Annotated in this window: 20 protein-coding genes; 12 read left to right on the top strand and 8 right to left on the bottom strand. The window is 71.0% G+C overall.

Annotated elements, in window-relative coordinates; translation table 11 throughout:
• Window positions 1-38: 38 nt before the first annotated feature.
• Window positions 39-1,214, bottom strand: a complete 1,176-nt coding sequence (locus ASC99_RS32500; protein WP_057238834.1) for an HpcH/HpaI aldolase/citrate lyase family protein — start codon at window positions 1,212-1,214, stop codon at window positions 39-41.
• Between the two features lie 335 nt (window positions 1,215-1,549).
• Between ASC99_RS32500 and ASC99_RS32495 the strand changes: the two genes are divergently transcribed.
• A complete protein-coding gene (locus ASC99_RS32495; protein WP_057238829.1) occupies window positions 1,550-2,371 on the top strand; it encodes a TerD family protein in 822 nt (273 codons plus the stop codon).
• Between the two features lie 10 nt (window positions 2,372-2,381).
• On the opposite strand, the gene ASC99_RS32490 is transcribed toward ASC99_RS32495, so the two are convergent.
• A complete protein-coding gene (locus ASC99_RS32490; RefSeq protein WP_057238827.1) occupies window positions 2,382-3,119 on the bottom strand; it encodes a Tellurium resistance in 738 nt (245 codons plus the stop codon).
• Between the two features lie 278 nt (window positions 3,120-3,397).
• Here ASC99_RS32490 and ASC99_RS32485 point away from each other — a divergent pair, with 278 nt between their 5' ends.
• Entirely contained in the window at window positions 3,398-4,468 is a 1,071-nt protein-coding gene (locus tag ASC99_RS32485) for a DUF2637 domain-containing protein (protein ID WP_057238826.1), read from the top strand.
• Window positions 4,469-4,534: 66 nt separating this feature from the next.
• Here ASC99_RS32485 and ASC99_RS32480 read toward each other — a convergent pair whose 3' ends face one another.
• The 5 genes from ASC99_RS32480 to ASC99_RS32460 all read right to left on the bottom strand — a co-directional run bounded on the left by ASC99_RS32480 (window position 4,535) and on the right by ASC99_RS32460 (window position 8,382).
• Window positions 4,535-5,614, bottom strand: a complete 1,080-nt coding sequence (locus ASC99_RS32480; protein ID WP_057238824.1) for a DUF475 domain-containing protein — start codon at window positions 5,612-5,614, stop codon at window positions 4,535-4,537.
• Between the two features lie 48 nt (window positions 5,615-5,662).
• Window positions 5,663-6,238, bottom strand: coding sequence for a TerD family protein (locus tag ASC99_RS32475; RefSeq protein ID WP_057238822.1), 576 nt, complete (start codon window positions 6,236-6,238; stop codon window positions 5,663-5,665).
• Between the two features lie 280 nt (window positions 6,239-6,518).
• Window positions 6,519-7,094 (bottom strand): TerD family protein, encoded by a 576-nt coding sequence (locus ASC99_RS32470; RefSeq protein WP_057238820.1) that lies wholly within the window; start codon window positions 7,092-7,094, stop codon window positions 6,519-6,521.
• Window positions 7,095-7,269: 175 nt separating this feature from the next.
• Window positions 7,270-7,728, bottom strand: a complete 459-nt coding sequence (locus ASC99_RS32465; protein ID WP_057238818.1) for a peroxiredoxin — start codon at window positions 7,726-7,728, stop codon at window positions 7,270-7,272.
• 216 nt (window positions 7,729-7,944) lie between these two features.
• A complete protein-coding gene (locus tag ASC99_RS32460; protein WP_057238817.1) occupies window positions 7,945-8,382 on the bottom strand; it encodes a DUF3052 domain-containing protein in 438 nt (145 codons plus the stop codon).
• 526 nt (window positions 8,383-8,908) lie between these two features.
• Here ASC99_RS32460 and aceE point away from each other — a divergent pair.
• Together aceE and ASC99_RS32450 are read left to right on the top strand one after the other, a co-directional pair.
• Window positions 8,909-11,659: a pyruvate dehydrogenase (acetyl-transferring), homodimeric type gene (gene aceE, locus ASC99_RS32455; RefSeq protein WP_057238815.1), complete on the top strand. Its 2,751-nt coding sequence runs from the start codon at window positions 8,909-8,911 to the stop codon at window positions 11,657-11,659.
• A gap of 164 nt (window positions 11,660-11,823) precedes the next feature.
• Window positions 11,824-13,125, top strand: coding sequence for a deoxyribodipyrimidine photo-lyase (locus tag ASC99_RS32450; protein ID WP_057238813.1), 1,302 nt, complete (start codon window positions 11,824-11,826; stop codon window positions 13,123-13,125).
• A 27-nt stretch (window positions 13,126-13,152) separates the two neighbouring features.
• Here ASC99_RS32450 and ASC99_RS32445 read toward each other — a convergent pair whose 3' ends face one another.
• Window positions 13,153-14,763 (bottom strand): MFS transporter, encoded by a 1,611-nt coding sequence (locus tag ASC99_RS32445; protein ID WP_057238811.1) that lies wholly within the window; start codon window positions 14,761-14,763, stop codon window positions 13,153-13,155.
• A gap of 242 nt (window positions 14,764-15,005) precedes the next feature.
• Between ASC99_RS32445 and ASC99_RS32440 the strand changes: the two genes are divergently transcribed.
• The 8 genes from ASC99_RS32440 to ASC99_RS39575 all read left to right on the top strand — a co-directional run bounded on the left by ASC99_RS32440 (window position 15,006) and on the right by ASC99_RS39575 (window position 22,586).
• Entirely contained in the window at window positions 15,006-15,674 is a 669-nt protein-coding gene (locus ASC99_RS32440) for a TetR/AcrR family transcriptional regulator (protein ID WP_057238809.1), read from the top strand.
• Window positions 15,675-15,853: 179 nt separating this feature from the next.
• Window positions 15,854-17,161: a sensor histidine kinase gene (locus ASC99_RS32435; protein WP_082598812.1), complete on the top strand. Its 1,308-nt coding sequence runs from the start codon at window positions 15,854-15,856 to the stop codon at window positions 17,159-17,161.
• Window positions 17,158-17,832: a response regulator transcription factor gene (locus ASC99_RS32430; RefSeq protein ID WP_057238805.1), complete on the top strand. Its 675-nt coding sequence runs from the start codon at window positions 17,158-17,160 to the stop codon at window positions 17,830-17,832. The genes ASC99_RS32435 and ASC99_RS32430 overlap by 4 nt, the downstream gene beginning before the upstream one ends.
• 106 nt (window positions 17,833-17,938) lie before the next feature.
• Window positions 17,939-19,093: an alpha/beta hydrolase gene (locus tag ASC99_RS32425; protein WP_057238803.1), complete on the top strand. Its 1,155-nt coding sequence runs from the start codon at window positions 17,939-17,941 to the stop codon at window positions 19,091-19,093.
• Complete coding sequence (locus ASC99_RS32420; RefSeq protein WP_057238801.1) at window positions 19,080-20,297, top strand: acyltransferase; 1,218 nt, start codon at window positions 19,080-19,082, stop codon at window positions 20,295-20,297. Before ASC99_RS32425 ends, ASC99_RS32420 begins: the two co-directional genes overlap by 14 nt.
• Before the next feature lie 31 nt (window positions 20,298-20,328).
• Entirely contained in the window at window positions 20,329-20,691 is a 363-nt protein-coding gene (locus ASC99_RS32415; RefSeq protein WP_057238799.1) for an MmcQ/YjbR family DNA-binding protein, read from the top strand.
• Between the two features lie 106 nt (window positions 20,692-20,797).
• Complete coding sequence (locus ASC99_RS32410; protein ID WP_057238796.1) at window positions 20,798-22,009, top strand: alpha/beta hydrolase; 1,212 nt, start codon at window positions 20,798-20,800, stop codon at window positions 22,007-22,009.
• Between the two features lie 91 nt (window positions 22,010-22,100).
• Window positions 22,101-22,586 (top strand): hypothetical protein, encoded by a 486-nt coding sequence (locus ASC99_RS39575; RefSeq protein WP_162257945.1) that lies wholly within the window; start codon window positions 22,101-22,103, stop codon window positions 22,584-22,586.
• Window positions 22,587-22,590: the final 4 nt, after the last annotated feature.

The following is a 22,590-nucleotide window of genomic DNA, read 5'->3' as shown; positions in this document are numbered from 1 at the left end:
ACGAACGGACTCGGTCGACAGTGACTGTCGACGGTAACTCAGGTGCAGAGGCAGACGCCGAGCAGCTCGGCGAAGCTGACCTCCTCGCGGGCCACCCCGAACACCTGGGCGCGCAGCATGATCCGCTCGGCCCAGGCCCGGTGCGGCTTCGCCTCGTTCATCTTGTTGGTGTACGCCGAGCGCAGCACCCCGCCGCCGCCCTGGTGCTGCTGCAGGATGTCCCGGGCGTCCGAGTACTCCTCGTGGGTGACCACGGAGAGCGCGTGAACCGCCGGGACGTGGCTGGGGTGGATGCAGGTCTTGCCCAACAGGCCGTTGGCGCGGTCGAGTTCGATCTCGCGGATCAGGCCGTCCAGGTCGTGCTCGATGATCCGCTGGCGCAGCCCCTCGGCCGGCGGGTGTGCCTCGGCGAACGGGGTCCGGCGCAGCTGGGGCTTGAACATCCGCTCCTGGACCGGGAAGTACTCCCAGACCGGCCCGGTCACCGTGTGCCCGGTGCCGTCGGCCCGGCCGAGCACGTTCACCACGTCGCCGATCACACCCGCGACCAGGGCCACGTCGTAGGCGGTCAGGTCGGGCGAGCGGCGCAGCCCGTACGCGGAGCACAGGTCGGTCACCCCGAGCCGGACGGCGAGCACCCGGTCGCGGTACTTCTCCAGCAGCCGGGCGATGCCGAACAGCTGCTCGCGCCGGGTCTCCAGGTGGGCCAGCTCGGGCGACTCCAGCACCGGCATGGCGAACAGCCGGTGCCCGGAGGCGGTCTCGGCGGCGGTCAGCGCCTCCAGGAAGGGGCCGCCGCTCTCCTCGGTGAACTTCGGCAGGACGTACCCGGTCAGCAGGGTGACCGCCGGGCCGAGCCGGTCGGTCAGCTCGGTGATCTGCTCGGGCGTGCGGACCCGGACGAAGAGCAGCGGGAGGTCGTCGCCGGGGCCGGCCGCGTGCAGCTCGGTGAGCTGGGCGACCAGGTTGGCCTCGGCAGCCGGGACCTCGTGGTCGGCTATCGCGTCCTCCAGGCAGAGCACCATCGACACCACGCCACGGGCGGCCTGCTTGCGGACGTCCGCCAGCAGCGTGCTCCGGGTGGCGGGGCTGTAGAGGGTGGCGCCCAGTGCGGTGGACAGCAGCTCGGCGGGGCTGTCCCGGTGGAACTCGGCCGGCTGTTCCAGGAAGAGGCGACTGCGATCGGCTGCAGCGAGATGGCCGAAGTGGCGCAAGGTGCTCTCCCGGGAGGTCGGAGTGGGCTGTCTCTGGATAGACGGATGGGCCGTCCCGATGGTTCGCGGAACGGCTCGGCGGGGTAGGAAGGACCTTCGGGGCCGGGTGAGTTGGTGACCGACGCCCGCAAGCGGCCATCGTACGGTCGATTTCGGCCATGCCGAACACCCGAAACGTCGATTTCTCGGAAGATTACCGTCCGCGTCACAAAGCAGGCATCCGCCGTCCAGCACCGGTGGAGTGGGTGCGGAGGAAGGGTGTGGACCGAGGGCAGGTGGGTGGAGCAGGCCGTCGCGTTGTCCACAGTGCTCGGGAACCGGCAGGATGGTCCGCTATGACGCACGTGATGGCCAAGGGCGCCAACATCTCGCTGACGGCCGCCGCCGTCCGTGCCGTGCTGCGCTGGACGACGGCACCGGGTGCGCCGGACGTGGACGCCTCGGCGCTGCTGGTCGGCGCCGACGGCAAGGTCCGCACGGACGCCGACTTCGTCTTCTACAACCAGCCCCGCCATCCGTCCGGACTGGTCCGCCACCTGCCGAAGCAGCGCAGCGGCGCCGAGGTCGCCGACACCGTCGAGGTGGAGCTGGGCAAGCTGCCGCCGGACGTGGACCGGGTGGTGCTGGCGGGCTCGGCCGAGGGCGGCACCTTCCCGGCGGTGACCGACCTGCGGGTGGTGCTGCACGACGCCGCGTCGCCGAACGGTACGGCGCCGATCGCCGAGTTCTCCTGCACCGACGCCGGCCAGGTCACCGCCCTCGTGGTGGCGGAGCTGTACCGCCGGGGCGGCGGCTGGAAGTTCCGCGCGATCGGCCAGGGGTACGCGGACGGCCTGGGCGCGCTGGCCACCGACTACGGCATCACGGTCGAGGACGACGCCGCGCACGTGCCCTCGGCACCGCCGACCGTGGTCCCGGTCACCCCCGTCACCCCGGTCAGCCCGGCCGCGCCGGAGCCGGAGAGCTACGCCCTGACCCCGGCCGCACCCCGCCCGATCCCGCCGCCCCCGCCCTACCAGCCGCAGCAGGCACCGCAGCAGCCCCAGGCACAGCCGCAGCCCCAGCCCCAGCCCGGGTACGGCTACCCCCCACAACCCCCTGCCTACCAGCCGCCGTTCGCGCTGCCGCCGCAGGGCCCGCAGTTCCAACCGCGCTGAGCGAGCAGCCTCAGGACTCCGGCGTGCTCGCCTTGTAGCCGCGCTGCCACTGCATCCCGAAGCCGTACAGCCGGTCCAGGTCGGACTGGAATCCGTGCACGTACCGAACCTCCCGACGGACCGTCAACTGCCCGTCCCCGGTGTTCTCGATCAGCACCACCGCACACGAACGGGCCGTCGCCGCCCGCTGGTCCAGCGCGATCTCCAGCCGGGGACCGGTCTGCGGCACGATCGTCACGGTGGCGTGCGTCCGGTCGAACGCCGGGGTGTCGTCGTAGATGTAGACGAAGATCAGCAGCCGCCGGAACTGGTCCTTCTTCTCCAGGTTGATGTACATCGTCTCGCCGGACGGCGCCCCGTAGACGTCGTCCCCGCTGAGCTTGATGTACGGCGGGCGCTGCAGGTCGCCGAAGTACTTGCCGAGCGGCTGCACCACCCCCCTGGTGCCGTCGGTGAGTTCGTACATGCAGGCCAGGTCGAGGTCGACGTTGACCTGCGGGCGGGAGTAGCTGTCCGGCTCCATCGGCCGCAGGATCCGCGGGCTGAGCAGCCGCTTCAGCGAGGCGCCGGGGGCGGCGGACTCGGCGGTGCGGGTGGTCCAGTGCAGGTTGACGTACAGGTAGCCGGTGGTGGCCGCCGGGCCGGTCAGGGCGTGCTGCGGCTGGGACTTGGTCAGGGTGATCTTGTACTGGTCTCCGATGTCGAAGCTGTCACGATCCCTGCGCAGGTAATCCCAGAACGAGACCATCGCTTCCCTCCCCAGATCGGCCAGCCCACCGTACCGGACCCCTACCCAGCCGGGGGGCCGGAGTCACCGTCAGATACCGTCCGTGTCACGGTGGCAGATGCATAGTCACCTCCCGTAGCATGCACGCCTTCTGGACGCGATATCGTCTAGCCGCACATGTGTACCTGCCGTCACGTACGGGTACGCTCGGGCCTTCTGCCGCGGCGCCGTCGACGCGCCGCTCGGCCCGACGCACCCGCCGCTGCCCCGAACTGCGGAAAGCCGAGGCCCACGCCGCGATGAACTTCTCCTCCATACAGCTGGTCTGGGCCGTAGTAGGTGGCTCAGCCCTGTTGTTCACCGCCTTGCTGGTGGCCGCCCTGCGGTTCAAGAACAGCAAGGTCGAATCCTCCGAAGACTCCTGGGAGCGCACCGAGGAGCGCCGCCGCCGCAAGGAACTGATCTACGGCATCTCCTCGTACATCCTGCTGTTCTGCTGCGCGGGCGTGGCCGCCGCGCTCTCCTTCCACGGCCTGGTCGGCTTCGGTACGGAGAACCTCGGCCTGACCGGCGGCTGGGAGTACCTGGTCCCGTTCGGTCTGGACGGCGCCGCGATGTTCTGCTCGGTGCTCGCCGTCCGCGAGGCCAGCCACGGTGACGCCGCGCTCGGCTCCCGCCTGCTGGTCTGGGTCTTCGCGATCGCCTCGGCCTGGTTCAACTGGGTGCACGCGCCGCGCGGTGGCGGCCACGACGGCGCTCCCGAGTTCTTCTCCGGGATGTCCATCTCGGCCGCGATCCTGTTCGACCGGGCGCTGAAGCAGACCCGCAAGGCCGCGCTGCGCGAGCAGGGCCTGGTGCCCCGCCCGCTGCCGCAGATCCGGATCGTCCGCTGGATGCGCGCCCCGCGCGAGACCTACGCGGCCTGGTCGCTGATGCTGCTGGAGAACGTCCGCAGCCTGGACGAGGCGGTCGACGAGGTCCGCGAGGAGCGTCAGGCGAAGATGGACGCCAAGACCCGGGCCCGCAGTGCGGACCGGCGCGAGCGGGCCGAGCTGAAGGCGATCTCCCGCTCCAGTGGCGGCGTGCTCGGCCGCAGCCGTGGCGGCCGCCAGGTCGCCGCCCTGACCGCGGGCTCCGGCGACGGCCAGTCCGCTTCGGAGCCTGCGCTATCGGATGACCCGATGGCCAAGGTCGGCCCGTCCGCGCTGGAGCCGGCCGCGCTGAACGCGGGCCGCCGCCCGCGGGCCGCCGTCGGCGGTGGCTCGACGATCGACCTGACGGTCGACGACGACACCCAGTCGATGCCCAAGCTGGACTCGCTGGACACCCTGGAGCGCAAGCTCCGGGCGATCGAGCAGCGCCTCGGCTGACACCCGACGACGCACGAAGGGCCCCCGACCTCAGGTCGGGGGCCCTTCCGCGTTCCTGACCGGAGGTCAGCTGCTGCTGCCCTCCACGGCCTGCTCACGCTTGTTGCGCAGCACCGAGGAGACGAAGGCGGCGGCGATGAAGCCGACGCCGACCAGACCGGTGACCAGCTCCGGCACGTGGTACTCGATCCCGACCAGCAGGATCACCGCCAGCACGCCGATCGCGTAGTGCGCGCCGTGCTCCAGGTAGACGTAGTCGTCCAGGGTGCCCTTGCGGACCAGGTAGACCGTCAGCGAGCGGATGTACATCGCGCCGATGCCGAGGCCCAGCATGATCATGAAGATGTTCTGGGTGATCGCGAACGCGCCCACCACACCGTCGAAGGAGAACGAGGCGTCCAGGACTTCGAGGTAGAGGAACAGGAAGAAGGCCGCCCGGCCGCCGACCTGGACCAGGGTCTTGCCCGACTTCTCGGCTTCCTCCTCGGCTTCGGCCTCCTCCTCCAGGCGGTGCTCGAAGACGCTGGAGAGGCCGTTCACCGCGAGGTAGGTGGCCAGGCCGAGCAGACCGGCCAGCAGCACCGTCTCGGCGTTGTCACCGGCGAACAGGTTGGCCGACAGGGCGATGACCACCAGGGCGATCACCGAGGAGAAGGCGTCCAGCTTGCCGACCTTCTCGAGCGGGCGCTCCAGCCAGGACAGCCAGTTGAAGTCCTTCTCCTCCAGGATGAAGTCCAGGAAGATCATCAGCAGGAAGATCCCGCCGAAGGCCGCGATCGCCGGGTTGGCCATCTCGAGGTACTCGCCGTAAGTGTAACCGGCGTACTCCTTGCCCTCGTTGAGGGCCAGGTCGATCACGGTCGCGGGGTTCAGGTGCGCCGTGAGGCCGACCACCAGCAGCGGGAAGATCAGCCGCATGCCGAAGACGGCGATCAGGACACCGACGGTCAGGAAGATCTTCTGCCAGTACGGGTTCATCCGCTTCAACACGGTGGCGTTGACCACCGCGTTGTCGAAGGAGAGCGAGATCTCCAGGATCGAGAGGATCAGCACGATGCCGAAGCCCTCCCACCCCCAGAGCAGGCCGGCGGCGATCAGGCCGGCGGCGGTGATGCCGAACGACCAACCGAATGTACGGAGGACCACGGGAGTTGTTTACCTTTCAGGTGGCAGGAGGAGCAGGGGAAGCAGGGGTTACTGGACGTTGACGCCGAAGTCCAGGGCGATGCCGCGCAGGCCGGAGGCGTAGCCCTGGCCGACCGCGCGGAACTTCCACTCGCCCTGGTAGCGGTAGAGCTCACCGAAGATCATCGCAGTCTCGGTGGAGGCGTCCTCGGAGAGGTCGTAGCGGGCGATCTCCTGACCGTCCGCCAGGTTCACCACCCGGATGTAGGCGTTGCTGACCTGGCCGAAGTTCTGCAGCCGGGTCTCGGCGTCGTAGATCGAGACCGCGAAGACGACCTTGTCGATGGTGGCGGGCACCAGTTCGAGGTTGACCACCACGGTCTCGTCGTCACCGTCGCCGTCACCGGTCAGGTTGTCGCCCTGGTGCTCGACCGAGCCCTCCGGGCTGCGCAGGTTGTTGTAGAAGACGAAGTGGGCGTCGTCCGGCACCCGGCCGCCGCTGCACAGCAGCGCGCTGGCGTCCAGGTCGAAGGCCGCCCCCGTGGTGGAACGCGCGTCCCAGCCCAGACCGATCTGCACCTGCGTCAGATTCGGCGCGGCCTTGGTCAGCGAGACGTTGCCGCCCTTGGCGAGCGTGACACTCATGATGCTTCCTCCAGCTCCCCCCGTCGCCGGGGCTCCCGTCCGTACCGCACCCGGTCCATGGGGGCCGTACGGTGCCGCGGTTCGGCCCTCCCCCGGGCGATCGACCTCCCAGGTGTACGCCCCCGCGACGCTCTCCGGGCCCTTACCGGCCCGCTGAACTTGCTGAACTCACCCACCCGCGCCGCACGGCACGGCGAAGGCCGGGGCCGATCGAAGCGCGTACGCTCCGGCCGACCCCGGCCTCAAGCCTATTCACCCGGATTCGGGCGAGGCACTCAGGTCAGACATTGACCCCGAAGTCCTGCGCGATGCCGCGCAGACCGGAGGCGTAGCCCTGGCCGACCGCCCGGAACTTCCACTCCTCGCCGTTGCGGTACAGCTCGCCGAAGACCATCGCGGTCTCGGTCGAGGCGTCCTCGGAGAGGTCGTAACGCGCGATCTCGGCACCGCCCGCCTGGTTCACCACCCGGATGAACGCGTTCCGGACCTGGCCGAAGTTCTGCTGGCGGTTCTCGGCGTCGTAGATCGACACCGGGAAGTTGATCCGCAGCACGTCGGCCGGCACGGCGGCCAGGTTGACCTTGATCTGCTCGTCGTCGCCCTCGCCCTCACCGGTGGTGTTGTCACCGGTGTGCTCGACCGAGCCGTCCGCGCTCTTCAGGTTGTTGAAGAAGACGAAGTTGCCGTCCGAACCGGTCTTGCCCTCGGCGTTCAGGAGCAGCGCGCTGGCATCCAGGTCGAAGTCCGAGCCCGTGGTGGTCCGGACGTCCCAACCGAGGCCGATGATGACCGCGGTCAGGCCCGGGGCCTCCTTGGTGAGCGAGACGTTGCCGCCCTTGCTGAGGCTGACACCCACTTGGTCCTCCAAAAGCGCTGATGGTGTTTCACTCTGCCCAACGGCCCGATCGTAGTGCCGGGTTCCCCACCGTGGGCAGTGACCCGGCCCGGTCGACCGTACGAATGTCCACCGAGCCGCCGTCAGCGCACGCCGAGGCCCTCCGGCACGGTCGCCGGAGGGCCTCGGAAGGGTCTTAGAGCGCGTCGACGGCGGCCAGGTAGGCCTGCTCGTCCCGGGCGTCCGGGAGGCCGTTGACGATCGACCAGCGGACCACGCCGGCCTTGTCGATCACGAAGGTGCCGCGCACCGCGCAGCCCTTCTCCTCCTCGAACACGCCGTACGCCTTGGAGACCTCGCCGTGCGGCCAGAAGTCCGAGAGCAGCGGGTAGTCCAGGCCCTCCTGGTCGGCGAAGACCCGGAGGGTGAACGGCGAGTCGTTGGAGACCGCGAGCACCTGCACCGAGTCGTTCTGCAGGCGCGGCAGCTCCTTCTGGATCGCGCAGACCTCGCCGGTGCAGACACCGGTGAACGCGAACGGGTAGAAGACCAGGACGACGTTCTTCTCGCCCCGGAAGTCGGAGAGCTTGACCAGCTCGCCGTGCTGGTTCTTCAGCTCGAAGTCCGGAGCCTCGGTGCCTACCTCGATCGCCATGCTGGTCCTCCTGTGAATGCCTCTGGTCGGGTGCCTCAGGCATCCTTGCATCCGTTTGAGGCCGTTCCGCCGAACGGGTGAGGGCAGTTGCCCGATCCGTCCCCGATTTCGCCCTGGGTGAACAAGGTCACCGGCGGCAACTACAGGCCATCCCCGGAAACGAACGGGCCCCGCTGGAGAAAACTCCAGCGGGGCCGTTCCGAGATGTTCCGAGAGTCAGCGCTTGCCGGTCTTCGCCGCCTTCGGGGTGGCCAGCCGGGTGCCCATCCAGTCCTTGGCGAGGGCCACCGAGCTGGTCTGGGAGAGGCCGGCGGTCTTGGCGGCGTCGGCGATCTCGTGCGCCTCCACGTGCCCGTCCCGGCCGGTCTTGGGCGTCAGCAGCCAGACCAGGCCGCCCTCTGCGAGGTACTCCAGGGCGTCGACGAGGGCATCGGTCAGGTCCCCGTCCTCCTCGCGGTGCCACAGCAGGACGGCGTCGGCGACGTCGTCGTAGTCCTCGTCGACGAGTTCAGTACCGGTGATCTCCTCGATGCCCTCGCGGAGATCCTGGTCAGTGTCTTCGTCGTACCCGAGCTCCTGGACGATCTGGCCCGGCTCGTAGCCGAGACGGTGCGCCGGGTTGGACTTGTCCGCGGGGTCCGCGGTCGCGCTCACGGGAATAACCTCCAGTATTCGGCTCGACATCCTTGCCGAGGCTTGGCCGTAGTCCACACGGGACCGGCGGTTCGCGCAAGTACCCGCACCCCGATCCCACCCAAAGGTTGACGTCTCGGGCGGGGACACGCCCGGTTGGCGTGTCAGGAATCACACCGATTTGCCCTTTTCTGTACGGACCCTTGATGCTGCCGGGGCCACAGGTACCGAACCACGAGGATGACCGAGATACGAACGGCATTCGGGTTACGCACCCGTACGGGCGTAAAGTCTCCTGTTGGCCCTCGTCCCGGATGTCCGCCATCGGACCCCGGGAACCTGGAAGAGATTTCAGGTCCAAGGTCGGTCCACCTCTTCGTACCACCCGATGGCGCGTGACGGGCAACGACGCTCAGCGCACCATCCGATCGGCCCGCTCACCAGGCGGAACGGTTACCCATCGGTAGATATGACGGATCTCCGAGTTGCGGTACACGATGGAGGCGGCGCGACACACCTCAGTTTCGACCGACAGTGAAGGAACAGCGTGGCTTCCGGAGCAGATCGCAACCCGATCATCATTGGCGGCCTTCCGAGTCAGGTCCCGGACTTCGATCCCGAGGAGACCGCGGAATGGCTCGAGTCGCTTGACGCGGCCATCGACGAGCGGGGCCGCGAGCGCGCCCGCTACCTGATGCTCCGTCTGATCGAGCGCGCCCGCGAGAAGCGTGTCGCCGTGCCCGAGATGCGCAGCACGGACTACGTCAACACGATCGCCACCAAGGACGAGCCGTTCTTCCCCGGTAACGAGGAGATCGAGCGCAAGGTCCTCAACGCGACCCGCTGGAACGCGGCCGTGATGGTCTCCCGGGCCCAGCGCCCGGGCATCGGAGTCGGTGGCCACATCGCCACCTTCGCCTCTTCCGCGTCGCTGTACGACGTGGGCTTCAACTACTTCTTCCGTGGCAAGGACGCCGAGGGCGAGTCCGGCGACCAGATCTTCTTCCAGGGTCACGCCTCCCCCGGCATCTACGCCCGGGCCTTCCTGCTGGACCGCCTGAGCGAGACCCAGCTCGACGCGTTCCGCCAGGAGAAGTCCAAGGCGCCGTACGGCCTGTCCAGCTACCCGCACCCGCGGCTGATGCCGGACTTCTGGGAGTTCCCCACCGTCTCGATGGGCCTCGGCCCGCTCGGTGCGATCTACCAGGCCCGGATGAACCGCTACCTGGAGCACCGGGGCATCAAGGACACCTCGTCCTCGCACGTCTACGCCTTCCTCGGCGACGGCGAGATGGACGAGCCCGAGTCGCTCGGACAGCTCTCGCTGGCCGCCCGTGAGGGCCTGGACAACCTGACCTTCGTGGTGAACTGCAACCTGCAGCGCCTCGACGGCCCGGTCCGCGGCAACGGCAAGATCATCCAGGAGCTGGAGTCGCAGTTCCGCGGCGCCGGCTGGAACGTGATCAAGCTGGTCTGGGACCGCAGCTGGGACCCGCTGCTCGCCCAGGACCGTGACGGCGTGCTGGTGAACAAGCTGAACACCACGGTGGACGGCCAGTTCCAGACCTACGCGACCGAGACCGGCGCGTACATCCGCGAGAACTTCTTCGGCGGTGACCTGCGGCTGCGCAAGATGGTCGAGAGCATGACCGACCAGCAGATCCAGCACCTGGGCCGTGGCGGTCACGACCACGCCAAGGTCTACGCGGCGTACAAGGCGGCCCGCGAGCACAAGGGCCAGCCGACCGTGATCCTGGCCCAGACCGTCAAGGGCTGGACCCTCGGGCCGAACTTCGAGGGCCGCAACGCGACCCACCAGATGAAGAAGCTCACCACCGAGGACCTCAAGCGCTTCCGCGACCGGCTGCACCTGCCGATCACGGACAAGCAGCTCGACGAGGGCTACCCGCCCTACTACCACCCGGGCAAGGACTCCGAAGAGATCCAGTACATGCACGACCGGCGCAGCGAGCTGGGCGGCTACATGCCGACCCGCAAGGTGCGTCCGCGCAAGCTGGAGCTCCCGGGCGACGACGCCTACAAGGCGGTCAAGAAGGGTTCGGGCAACCAGACCATCGCGACCACGATGGCCTTCGTCCGCGTCCTGAAGGACCTGATGCGGGACAAGGGCATCGGCAACCGCTTCGTGCCGATCGCGCCGGACGAGTACCGCACCTTCGGTATGGACTCGCTCTTCCCGTCCGCCAAGATCTACAACCCGCTCGGCCAGACCTACGAGTCGGTCGACCGCGAGCTGCTGCTGGCGTACAAGGAGTCCAAGACCGGCCAGATGCTGCACGACGGCATCTCCGAGGCGGGCTGCACCGCCTCGCTGATCGCCGCCGGGTCGTCCTACGCGACGCACGGCGAGCCGCTGATCCCGGTCTACGTCTTCTACTCGATGTTCGGGTTCCAGCGCACGGGTGACCAGTTCTGGCAGATGGCCGACCAGCTGGCCCGCGGTTTCGTGATCGGCGCCACGGCGGGCCGCACCACGCTGACCGGTGAGGGTCTGCAGCACGCGGACGGCCACTCGCAGCTGCTCGCCTCGACCAACCCCGGCGTCGTCGCGTACGACCCGGCGTACGGCTTCGAGATCGCGCACATCATGCAGGACGGCATCCGGCGGATGTACGGCTCGTCGGAGAAGTTCCCGCACGGCGAGGACGTCTTCTACTACATGACGGTCTACAACGAGCCGATCAAGATGCCGGCCGAGCCGGAGAACGTGGACGTCGAGGGCATCCTCAAGGGCATCCACAAGTACGCCCCGGGCACGGCGGGCACGATCCCGGCGCAGATCCTCGCCTCGGGCGTGGCGGTGCCGTGGGCGCTGGAGGCCCAGCGCATCCTGGCCGAGCAGTGGAACGTCAAGGCGGACGTCTGGTCGGCGACCTCCTGGAACGAGCTCCGCCGCGACGCGGTGGAGGTCGAGGAGTTCAACCTGCTCCACCCGGAGGAGGCGCAGCGCGTCCCGTACGTCACCAGCAAGCTGTCCGGCTCGGAGGGTCCGTTCGTCGCGGTCTCCGACTGGATGCGTGCGGTGCCGGACCAGATCTCGCGCTGGGTACCGGGCCAGTACCAGTCGCTCGGTGCCGACGGGTTCGGCTTCGCCGACACCCGTGGTGCGGCGCGCCGGTTCTTCCACATCGACGCGCAGTCGGTCGTGCTGGGTGTGCTGACCGAGCTGGCCAAGCAGGGCAAGATCGACCGCTCCGCGCTCAAGGAGGCGATCGACCGCTACCAGCTGCTGGACGTGGCTTCCGCCGACCCGGGTGCGGCGGGCGGCGACGCCTGATCACCGGTTGAACCGAAGGGCCGTCCCCACTGGGGGCGGCCCTTCGGCCTTTCCGGACAGACCCTTGGGCCCTCACCCGCGCCCCGGAGCGCGCGGAGAGCGGATATGTCTTCCTGACGGCGCGTCGCCTTCTCCGCCGACCGGCCGGGACGGGACCATGACGAGTGTCCGTCGCCATCGCGCTCTTCACCCAGGACCTCCGGCTGCACGACAACCCGGTGCTGCACGCCGCGCTCGTCGCCGCCGACCGGGTGGTGCCACTGTTCGTGCTCGACGACGGCCTCGCCGCCACCGGCTTCGCCGTCCCCAACCGGGCCGCCTTCCTCGCCGACTGCCTGCGCGACCTGGACACCGGGCTACGCTCGCGCGGCGGGTACCTGGTGCTGCGGCGCGGTGACGTGGTCGCCGAGACCGCCCGGGTGGCGGCCGAGGCCGGTGCCGGGGCGGTGCACGTCGCGGCCGGGGTCACCGCCTTCGCCCAGCGGCGGGAAGGCCGTCTACGGGCGGAGTTCGGCGACCGGCTGGTGGTGCACGAGGCGGTGCTGACCGCCGTCGCCCCGGGGGCGGTCACGCCCGCCGGGAAGGACCACTACGCCGTCTTCACCCCGTACCACCGGGCCTGGTCAGCCGCCCCACAACGGAAGCCGCTCCCCGCGCCCCGGGCCGTCCCGGCGCCGACCGGGATCGCGGGCGTGCCGGTGCCCCAGGTCCGGCCCGACTCCCCCGACCTGCCGCCGGGCGGTGAACCCGCCGGGCGGGCACGGTGGCGGCGCTGGGCCCCCGGCTCCCGGGACGTGCTCGCGGCGGACGGGACGTCCCGGCTCTCCCCCTACCTGCACTTCGGCTGCCTCTCGGCCACCGAACTGGCCGCCGGGACCGAGGACGAGGACTTCGTCCGGCAGCTGGTCTGGCGGGACTTCCACCACCAGGTGCTGGCGGCCCGGCCCTCGGCGGCCCGGGCGGACTACCGTCCGCGCGGCGACCGCTGGCACCGGGACCAGGACGAACTCACCGCCTGGCGGGCCGGGTTGACGGGCTATCCGATCGTGGACGCCGGGATGCGGCAGCTGGCGGCCCAGGGTTGGATGCACAACCGGGCCCGGCTGCTCACCGCGAGCTTCCTCGCCAAGACGCTCCACCACGACTGGCGCGAGGGCGCCGAACACTTCCTCGCCCTCCTGGTCGACGGCGACGTGGCCAACAACCAGCTCAACTGGCAGTGGGTGGCGGGCACCGGCACCGACACCCGGCCCAACCGGGTGCTCAACCCGCTCCGCCAGGCCGAGCGCTTCGACCCCGACGGCGCGTACGTCCGCCGCTGGGTCCCGGAGCTGGCACACGTGCCGGGCGGCGCCGTGCACCGGCCCTGGCTGCTGGCCGAGCAGCCCGACTACCCGGCTCCGCTGGTGGAGTTGACGGTGGACCGGTTCGGCGCCGGATATGCCGGTGGGGCGCCGCTCGGCTGAGCGACGCCCCACTTCGGTCGAACTGGCTCAGATGTGCACGGCCGGGCCCGAGTCGGTGGCGCCGCGCTTGGTGAACAGGCCGAGCAGGGCTGCGGCGAAGGCGACGGCGGCGGCGACCGCGAAGGCCAGGGACATGCCGCTGACGAAGGACTCGTGGACGGCGGTGGCCATGCCCTGCACCACCTGCTCGGGGGCACCGGCCGGGGCGGGCGGGGCGATGCCGAGCTGGGCGGCCTGGTCGAGACCGGCCTGCTGGGCCGGGTCGACCGGCGGGAGGCCGGCGGCGGCCCAGTTGCCGGGCAGCACGTCGGTGACCTTGGCGGCCATCACCGCGCCGAGGACGGCGGTACCGAGCGAACCGCCGACCTGCATGGCGGCCTGCTGGAGGCCACCGGCCACGCCGGAGAGCTCCAACGGAGCGTTGCCGACGATGACTTCGGTGGCGCCGACCATGACCGGACTGATGCCCAGGCCCATCAGGACGAACCAGAGCGACATCACGCCGGTGCCGGAGTCCGTGGTCAGCGTGGACATCCCGTACATCGCCACGGTGGTGAGCACCATGCCGACCACGATCGGGATCCGCGGGCCGACCTTGCCGATCGCGGCCCCGGCCGCCGGTGCGCCGACGATCATCATGCCGGTCATCGGCAGCAGGTGGACGCCCGCCTGAACGGGCGTCATGGCGTGCACGTTCTGGAGGTAGAAGGTCACGAAGAAGATCGCGCCGAAGAACGCGAACGCCATCAGCACCATCAGCAGCGCGCCCGCCGAGAGCGGCACCGAGCGGAACAGGCTGAGCGGGATCAGCGGCTCCTTGGCCCTGGTCTGCCAGAACGCGAACAGCACCAGCGCGAGCACCGCGCCGCCGAGGAAGAGCAGCGTGCTGCTGTCGGCCCAGCCCCAGGTCGGGGCCTTGATGATGCCCCAGACCAGCGCGAACATCGCCACCGAGAGCAGGGCGATACCGGGCACGTCGAAGGACTTGGCGGCGTTCTCGGCCCGGACGTCGCGCAGGATCCACAGACCGAGCACCACGGCGGCGATGCCGACCGGGATGTTGATGAAGAAGACCGACTGCCAGCTGACGTGCTCGACCAGCAGACCGCCGACGATCGGGCCGGCCGCGGTGGAGGCGCCGATCACGCCGGCCCAGATGCCGATCGCCATGTTGAGCTTGTCGGCCGGGAACGCGCCGCGCAGCAGGCCGAGCGCGGCGGGCTGGAGCAGCGCGCCGAACAGGCCCTGGAGGACGCGGAAGGCGATCACCAGCTGGATGTTGCCGGCGAAACCGATCGCGGCCGAGGTGGCCGCGAAGCCGGCCGCACCGACCAGGAAGGTGGACTTGTGGCCGAACCGGTCGCCGATCTTGCCGGCCGTGATCAGGAAGACCGCGAGCGCCAGCAGGTAGCCGCTGGTCACCCACTGGATGTCGGCGGGCGAGGCGCCCAGGTCGCTCTGGATCACCGGGTTGGCGATCGCCACCACGGTGCCGTCCAGCGCCACCATCATCACGCCGACCGCCACCGTGAGCAGGGTCAGCCAGGGGTGTCCCTGGAACCGTGCGAGACCGGTGGGCGGCGCACTGCGCTGCGGCGGCACGGCCGCCTTGGCGGTCTTGGTTAGGGGCTGACTCATCTGACGGACCCTCCGGGGGCTGTGACAGGGCATGGCGGTGGCGCCCCGGCCCACCCGTCCCCACGAGTCGTCCGGCCTGACGGGCGCCACTGCCGAGTGAGATTATGTCAGTCGCTGACATTCGGCAAACACTGCCTTGTGCTGCTGGCTGACTTCTGCCAGGTCTGCCATTTGTCAGCGCGCTATCGTTATGAACGCAGTGCTGATGTGCACAGTCCCGCTCTGTCCCGGAAGGCCCAGCCATGGCCGCGCAGCCCCTCCCGTCCGCCGAACCGGCCGCCTGCCGGGTGCTCGGCCTGCGCGAGCGGAAGAAGCAGCGCACCAGGGACGCCCTGGTCTCGGCCGCCCACCGGCTCTTCCTCAGCCACGGGTACGGGCGCACCACCATCGACGAGATCGCGGCCGAGGTCGACGTCTCGCCGCGCACCTTCTTCCGGTACTTCGCCAACAAGGAGGAGGTCGCGCTCGCCGTCCTGGCCGACGCCGAGGACTACTTCGTCGCCACCCTGCGCGAGCGGCCCGCCTCGGAGAACCCGCTGCAGGCGCTGCGGAGTTCGATCGTGCTGGCCTGGCGCGACCTGTCCGACACCGGGACCTCGGACACCGGGGTCACCGCGGCGCTCGAACTGATCCAGCTGATCGAGGAGACGCCCACCCTGCTCGCCGCCCACCTGCGACGGATCACCGACCAGGAGCGCCTGATCGCCGAACTGATCGCCCGTCGGGAGGGGCTGGACCCTTCCGTCGACCTGCGGCCGCGGGTGCTCGCCGCGGTGTTCGGCGGGGTGCTCCGCTCCGCCCACCTGGCCTGGAGCAGCGACCACTCGGCCCCCGGCCCCGAGGGCATGATCGCCGTCATCGAGTCCCACTTCGACCAACTCGGCCCGGCCCTGGCCGGCGACTGGCGCTGACGAGTCACTGCGAAAGCGCCTGACCCCTTACGCACGGATCGCCTTGTACGAGGCCGGCGTCGCAGTTCCCCGAGCCCCTGAACAGTGCAACTTGCCCATCGGTCATACCTGGGTGCTACGGCGAAGTCCGGTCTGCGGTACGACTCCGAGCGGGTCGGTGCGGCCTAGGCTGGGCCGGGATGAAGCCTCAACTTCCCTCTTCTGTCCTGGATCTGCTGCAGCCGGTGGGTGATCAGCTGGCCGACCTCGGCCGGGCGCTGCTCACCCCCGTCGAGGGCCGGTCCCCGCTGATGTCCGGGGCACAGCGTGCGTGGGTGCGCTGGCTGCCGTACCTGTTGGCGTTCTCGGCGGTGGCGGCGCTGCTGCCGGTGGGCACGGTGGTGCTGGCCAACGACTACGGGGTGCCCGGCGCGGTGGCGGGTGCGGTCGCGTTGGTGCAGTCCGGGCCGCTGCTAGTGGCGGTGACCCGGCCGTTGCAGGCGTGGTGGGTGATGGCCGCCGGGACGGTACTGGGGGCGCTGCTCACGATGAGCAGTCCGGCAAGTGCCGGGCCGTGGCCGTGGCCGGTGCCGACGCTGCTCTGCTACCTCTTCCTGATGCCGGCGCTGGCACTGCGCGAGCGTGGGCGGACCCTGCTCGCGGTCTGGCTGGTCACCCTGGCGGCCACCGTCGTGGCCTCCGATCTGCACCAGTCCCGGGCGGATCAGACCGCCGCCGTGACGGTGGCGCTCTCGGGGATGGTGCTGCTGCTGGGCTGGAGTGTGCGCGGCCGGGGCGAGGCGCAGAAGTTGCTGGCCGAGCAGGAGCAGATCAGCGAGGCGGAGCGGGAGCGCAGCACGCTGCTGGAGGAACGGGCCAGGATCGCCCGGGAGTTGCACGACGTGGTCGCGCACCACATGTCGGTGATCACGGTGCAGGCGGACAGTGCGCCGTACCGGATCAGTGGTCTGCCGCCCGAGGCGGTCGACGAGTTCGGCACCATCGCGACGGCCGCGCGTAGTTCGCTGACCGAGATGCGGCGGCTGCTCGGGGTGCTGCGCAGTGACGGGGCGGAGCCCGACCGGGTGCCGCAGCCGGGGCTGGCGCAGCTCGGGCAGCTGGTGGAGACGGTGGGTCAGGCCGGGGTGCGGGCCGAGCTGACGGTGGCTCCGGAGGTGGCCGCGCTGGGTGAACTGCCGTCGGCGGTGGCCCTGTCGGCGTACCGGATCGTGCAGGAGGCGCTGGCCAACGTGGTCCGGCACGCGCCGGGGTCGCGGGCCGAGGTCAGGCTGACCGCCGTCGGCCGGACGCTGCGGGTGACGGTGGAGAACTCGCCGGGCGGCCGCCCCGGGGTGGAGGGAAGCGAGGGCACCGGGCACGGGCTGGTGGGAATGCGTGAGCGCGTCCGCCTGCTGTCCGGCAGGCTGGAGACCGGCGGCACGCCAACGGGCGGGTTCCTGGTCACCGCCGAACTGCCCGTCAATCTGCTGGGAGAGAGCCCCCGATGACCATCCGCGTAATCATCGTCGACGACCAGGCGATGGTCCGGGCCGGGTTCGCCGCACTGCTCAACGCGCAGACCGACATCGACGTGGTCGGCGACGCCGCCGACGGGAAGCAGGCGCTGGAGGTCAGTGGGCGGACCCACCCCGACGTGGTGCTGATGGACGTCCGGATGCCCGAGATGGACGGTCTGGAGGCGGCCCGGCGGCTGCTCGACCCGCCGGTGGGCGTGGTGCACCGGCCCAAGGTGCTGATGCTGACCACCTTCGACGTGGACGACTACGTCTACGAGGCGCTCCGGGCCGGGGCCAGCGGCTTCCTGCTCAAGGACGCGCCGCCCGCCGACCTGATCGCCGCCGTCCGGGTGGTGGCCGCCGGGGACGCGCTGCTGGCCCCTTCGGTGACCCGTCGGCTGATCGAGGACTTCGCCCGCAACCGCCCGGCCCCGCGCCGCGACCCCAAGCTGCGGCTGAACGGGCTGACGCCACGGGAGACCGAGGTGCTGGAGCTGATCGCCCGCGGCCTGTCCAACCAGCAGATCGCCGAGCGGCTGGTGGTCGCCGAGCAGACCGTGAAGACCCACATCGGCCGCATCCTGGCCAAGCTCGACCTGCGCGACCGGGCCCAGGCGGTAGTCCTGGCGTATGAGTCCGGCCTGGTGACGCCGGGTCAGTAGTACCCGAGTACGACCCTCTGGTTGGCCCCGCGGTGTGACGATCGCGGGGCCATCTGCTTCGTACCTTCCTCTCCGTCAGCAGCGGTACGACGGAGGGTTGGAGCGGATGCGAGCACGATTCAGGCGGGCACTGGCCGGGGGTCTCCTTGCGGTACTGGCGGTCGGCGGCGCCGGCGGCTGGGCGGCGACGGACGGCCAGCACGCGGTCACCGGGCCGCCGCCCGGCAGCGCGGCCTGGGCCGCCGACACCACCCTCGGGCTCCGGCTGCCGGAGCCGGGGCGGGCCGGGGCGGCGGAGGTGGCGGCGTTCTTCGACGGGCTGCCGCAGGCGCAGCAGCGGGCGCTGGCGGTCCGCCACCCGCTGGTGGTGGGGAACCTGGACGGCGCCCCGTACGGCCTGCGGTACTTCGCCAACTCGCTGGCCCTGCGCGAGGAGCGCGACCGTGAACTGGCCGTGGCCGCCGACACCACCCTGCCGGAGCGGGACCGGGCTGCCGCCCGGGCGAAGGCGGACCGGTACGCCGCGCTGACCGGCCGTCAGCTGCTGGCCTTCGACCCGCGCGGCCGGGGCCAGCTGGCCGAGGTGTTCGGCGACCTGGCCGCCGCCGAGCGGACGGCGGTGATCGTGCCCGGCTCCGACATCGACCTGATGACCGTCGACCGCGCCTCCTCCCCCTACGGCACGCCGACCGGGATGGCCAAGGCGCTCCGCGCCCAGGCCGGTGACCGGCTGGCGGTGGTCGCCTGGACCGGCTACACCACCCCCGTCAAGGTCGGCCTGGACGCCGCCACCGCCCGGCTGGCCCAGGCCGGTGCCCCTCGGCTGAGCCACTTCCTGGACGGCCTGGCGCCCACCACCGGACCGGTCACGGTGCTCTGCCACAGCTACGGCACCGCCGTCTGCTCGCTCGCCGGCCTCCGTCCCGAGCAGGTCACCGGCCTGGTCGCGATCGGCTCGCCCGGCATGGACGTGGACCGCGCCGCCGACCTGCGGGTCCCGGTCTGGGTGGCGCAGCGCAACGCCGAGGACTGGATCGGCCAGGTCCCGAACGTCTCCTTCCTCGGTCTCGGCCACGGCGCCGACCCGGAGGAGCCCGCCTTCGGCGCCCGGGCGGTCGCCTCCACCGGTTCGCACGGCCACAGCGGCTACTTCGCCCCCGGCACCGCCTCGCTGGCCAACTTCGCCGCGATCTCGCTCGGCCGCACCGACCAGGTCCAGTGCACCGCCACCAGCAAGGAGTGCCGTGATGCAGCTCGCTAAAACCCTCCGCCGCAGCGCGGCCACCGTGGACGCCAAGACCCCCGCCACCCGCGACCGCGCGCTGGACGGACTGCGCGCCCTCGCCCTGCTCTCGGTGCCGATCGGGCACTGGCTGCTCGGCGGCTTCACCAGCGCGCCGGACGGCGTGCTGCGCAACGCCAGCCCGCTCGCCTCGCTCGGCTTCTTCGCCCCGCTGAGCTGGGTGCTCCAGATGCTCGGGGTGTTCTTCCTGGTCGGCGGCTACGCCTCGGCCAAGTCGCTGGCCCGCTCGCAGGAACGCGGTGCGAGTACGGTCGACTGGCTGCGGCAGCGCGCCGTCCGGCTGCTCCGGCCGGTGCTGGGGGTGGCGGCGGTCTGGGCCCTGCTGATCCCGCTGCTGAACGCGCTCGGCGTCCCGGCAGGGACCGTCAGGACCGGGAGCGTACTGGTGGTGCAGCCGCTCTGGTACATCGGCATCTACCTGGCGCTGACCGCACTCACCCCCTGGTGCCTGCGGCTCGGCCGCCGGCTCGGCGGCTGGGCGGCGGCCCCGCTGCTCGGGGTGGTCGCGGTGGTGGACGCGCTGCGGTACGGCCCGTGGGCCGACTCGGTGCCGTCCTGGCTGGCGCTGGTCAACCTGCTGCCCGGCTGGCTGTTCGCCTACCAGCTCGGCATCTCCTGGGCGCAGGGCACGCTGCGCAGGTCCGGTGCGAAGCTGCTGCTGTTCGGCGGGGCCGCGCTGTTCACCGTACTGCTGACGGTCTTTCACTACCCGGCCAGCATGGTCGGCGTGCCCGGCGCCGTCCGGACCAACTCGCACCCGCCGTCGCTGCTGGTGCTGGCGCTGGCCTCGGTGCAGTGCGGCGCCGCGATGCTGCTGCGCGAGCGGATCGGCCGGGCGCTGCGGCGGCCGCTGCTCTGGCTGCCGGTCGTGGTGGTCAACCTCTCGGCCATGACGATCTTCTGCTGGCACCAGACCGCGATGTTCTCGGTCGGCGCGCTCGGCAGTGCGCTGGGCGCCGTCCCCGGTCTGACCACCACGCCGGACTCGCTCGGCTGGGTGCTGGCCCGGCTGGCCTGGCTGCCGGTGTTCGGCCTGGTGCTGACCCTGATCGGCCGGTACGCCCGGCGGTTCGACGCCCCGTGGAAGCTGGGCAGGGGCTGGAAGGCCGCGCTGGGCGCGAGCGCGGGGCTGTTCGCGGTGTACGCGCTCGGGGTGGTCTGATCTCGCAGTGCCACCGCCTACGCTGGCCCGCATGGTGACGTTCGATCAGTTCCTGACCATGAGCCTGGCGCTCCCCCGGGCCGCCGAGCGGCTGACCTGGGAGACCACGGTCACCCTGCGGGTCGGCGAGAAGATCTTCGCGATGGGGACGCCCGACTCGGGGGAGGTCAGCGTCAAGGCGAGCAAGGAGGACCAGGCCGAACTGCTGGCCGCCGAGCCCGAGGTGTACTCCCCCGCGCCGTACGTCGGGCGGCACGGCTGGGTGCTGGTCCGGCTCGCCGAGGTGGACCCGGACGAGCTGCGCGACCTGCTCACCGACGCCTGGCGGAGCATCGCGCCGAAGAAGCTGGTCAGGGAGTTCGAGGCATCCGGGCCCACCCCCGAAACCATGTGACCCATCCCACAGTTTAGCCAGGCACGCCCTACCTCCCCAGCCCATACGCTGGCTGGCAGTTGTCGGCGGGGGTACACCTACGCGGGCCTCGAAGGATGGTGACCAGTTGCCGCAGCAGAACGAGCGCTCCGTGCAGCGTCGCAGGCGGATCAAGCGCCTGCTGATAGGCCTCTTCGCCACCACCGTGGTGCTGGTCGACACCGGCGCCGCCGCTGCGCAGGCCGCCGTGGGCAGCGAACAGCTCGCCATCACCACGCCCCCGGCCGGCAGCGACCGGTGGGTCGCCGACCACTCGCTCGGCCGCGCCCTGCCCGACCCGGCGACCGCCGACGCCCGCAGTGTGGCCGCCTTCTTCGCCGGGCTCACCGCCGCCCAGACCGACCGGCTGGTCACCGACTACCCGCTGGTGGTCGGCAACCTGGACGGCGCCCCGCTCCAGCTCCGCTACCGGGCCAACCGGCTGGCGATCGCCGCCGAACGCGACCGGGCCCGGGCCCGCGCCGCCGACCCGCGGCTGGACGCCGACACCCGCGCGCTGGCCGAGGCCAGGGGCAACGACAGCGACCACCTGCTCGCCCCCGAGCGCCAGATCCTGGCCTTCGACCCGCGCGGCCGGGGCCTGGTCAGCGAGGTGTACGGAGACCTGACGACCGCTCAGCGGGTGGCCGTCCTGGTGCCGGGCTCGGACGCCGACCTCGGCCACTTCGACCAGGCTGTCGACCCGCTCCGCTCCCCCGCCGGGATGGGCCGCGCCCTGTACGCCGAGGAGCACCGCCACGCGGCCGGCACCCGTACCGCCGTGATCGCCTGGACCGGCTACGTCACCCCCGACGGCCTCGGCCCCGACGCGGTCACCGACCGGCTCGCCCAGGCCGCCGCCCCCCGGCTGGCCCGCCTGCTCTCCGGCCTCGCCGTCACTAGCGACCCGGTCACGCCGCCGGCCCTGTTCTGCCACTCGTACGGGACCGTGGTCTGCGGCACCGCCGCTCCCGGTATCCACGACTCCGCCCCCACCGACCTGGTGGTCTTCGGCAGCCCCGGAATGGGCGTGGCCGACGCCGCCGACCTCGGCACCGGCGTCCGGGTCTGGGCCGCCCGCAACCCCACCGACTGGATCGGCAACGTCCCCTACCTGGAGGTCGGCGGCCTCGGCCACGGCACCGACCCCACCTCCGCCGCCTTCGGCGCCACCAAACTCTCCTCGGCCGGCGCCGACGGCCACACCGGCTACCTCGCCGAAGGCACCGCCAGCCTGCGCAACTTCGCCGACATCGCCCTCGGCGACTACGCCGACGTGACCCGGGCCGCCCGCAGCTGAGAACCACGCGTGACGGCCGGACGTCTGCACCTTGGCAGGGCCCGGCGCACCGACTCGGTCCTGCACCGAACCGACGAAGGTGAACGCCCGGATGACACCAGCCGCCGTCTCCGCTCCCAGCCCGACGAACCCGGAGCACTGGCGGATCACCCTCCCCAACCGGATGGCCCTGGCCGGGCTGGCCGCCGGAGCACTCTGGGGAGTCGGCCTGGTCCTGACCATCCTGCCGGACCCCTACCTGATCCTGGTCGGCCTGGTCATGGGGGCCTGCCTCGGCGGCGGCCTGCTGTACGTGGGCGGCAGCCTGCTCTCCTGGCTGCCCCGGCGATTCGTCCTGCACCGGGTCGGTGCGGCCGTGGCGGGCTTCCTCTGGGTGCTGCCCGCGCCGTACCTGCTGGTGTACGAGGTGCTGCCGATCGACCTGGACGAGCCGCTCCGTCTGCCGCTGTTGTACCCGCTGTCCGCCGCCCTCCTCGCCGCGATCGGCACCGCCTGGGCGGCCGAGCTGACGGCGCGGCAGTACCCGTCAGTGACCGGGCCTACGGTGGACCCTTCGGGACCTACGGAAGGCTGGTAGTTGA

This window comes from Kitasatospora sp. Root107, assembly GCF_001424875.1.
In the GTDB taxonomy this organism is placed as follows: Bacteria; Actinomycetota; Actinomycetes; order Streptomycetales; family Streptomycetaceae; genus Kitasatospora.
The sequence above is the reverse complement of the archived record's forward strand: the minus strand, read 5'-3'. Positions and strand labels throughout refer to the sequence as shown.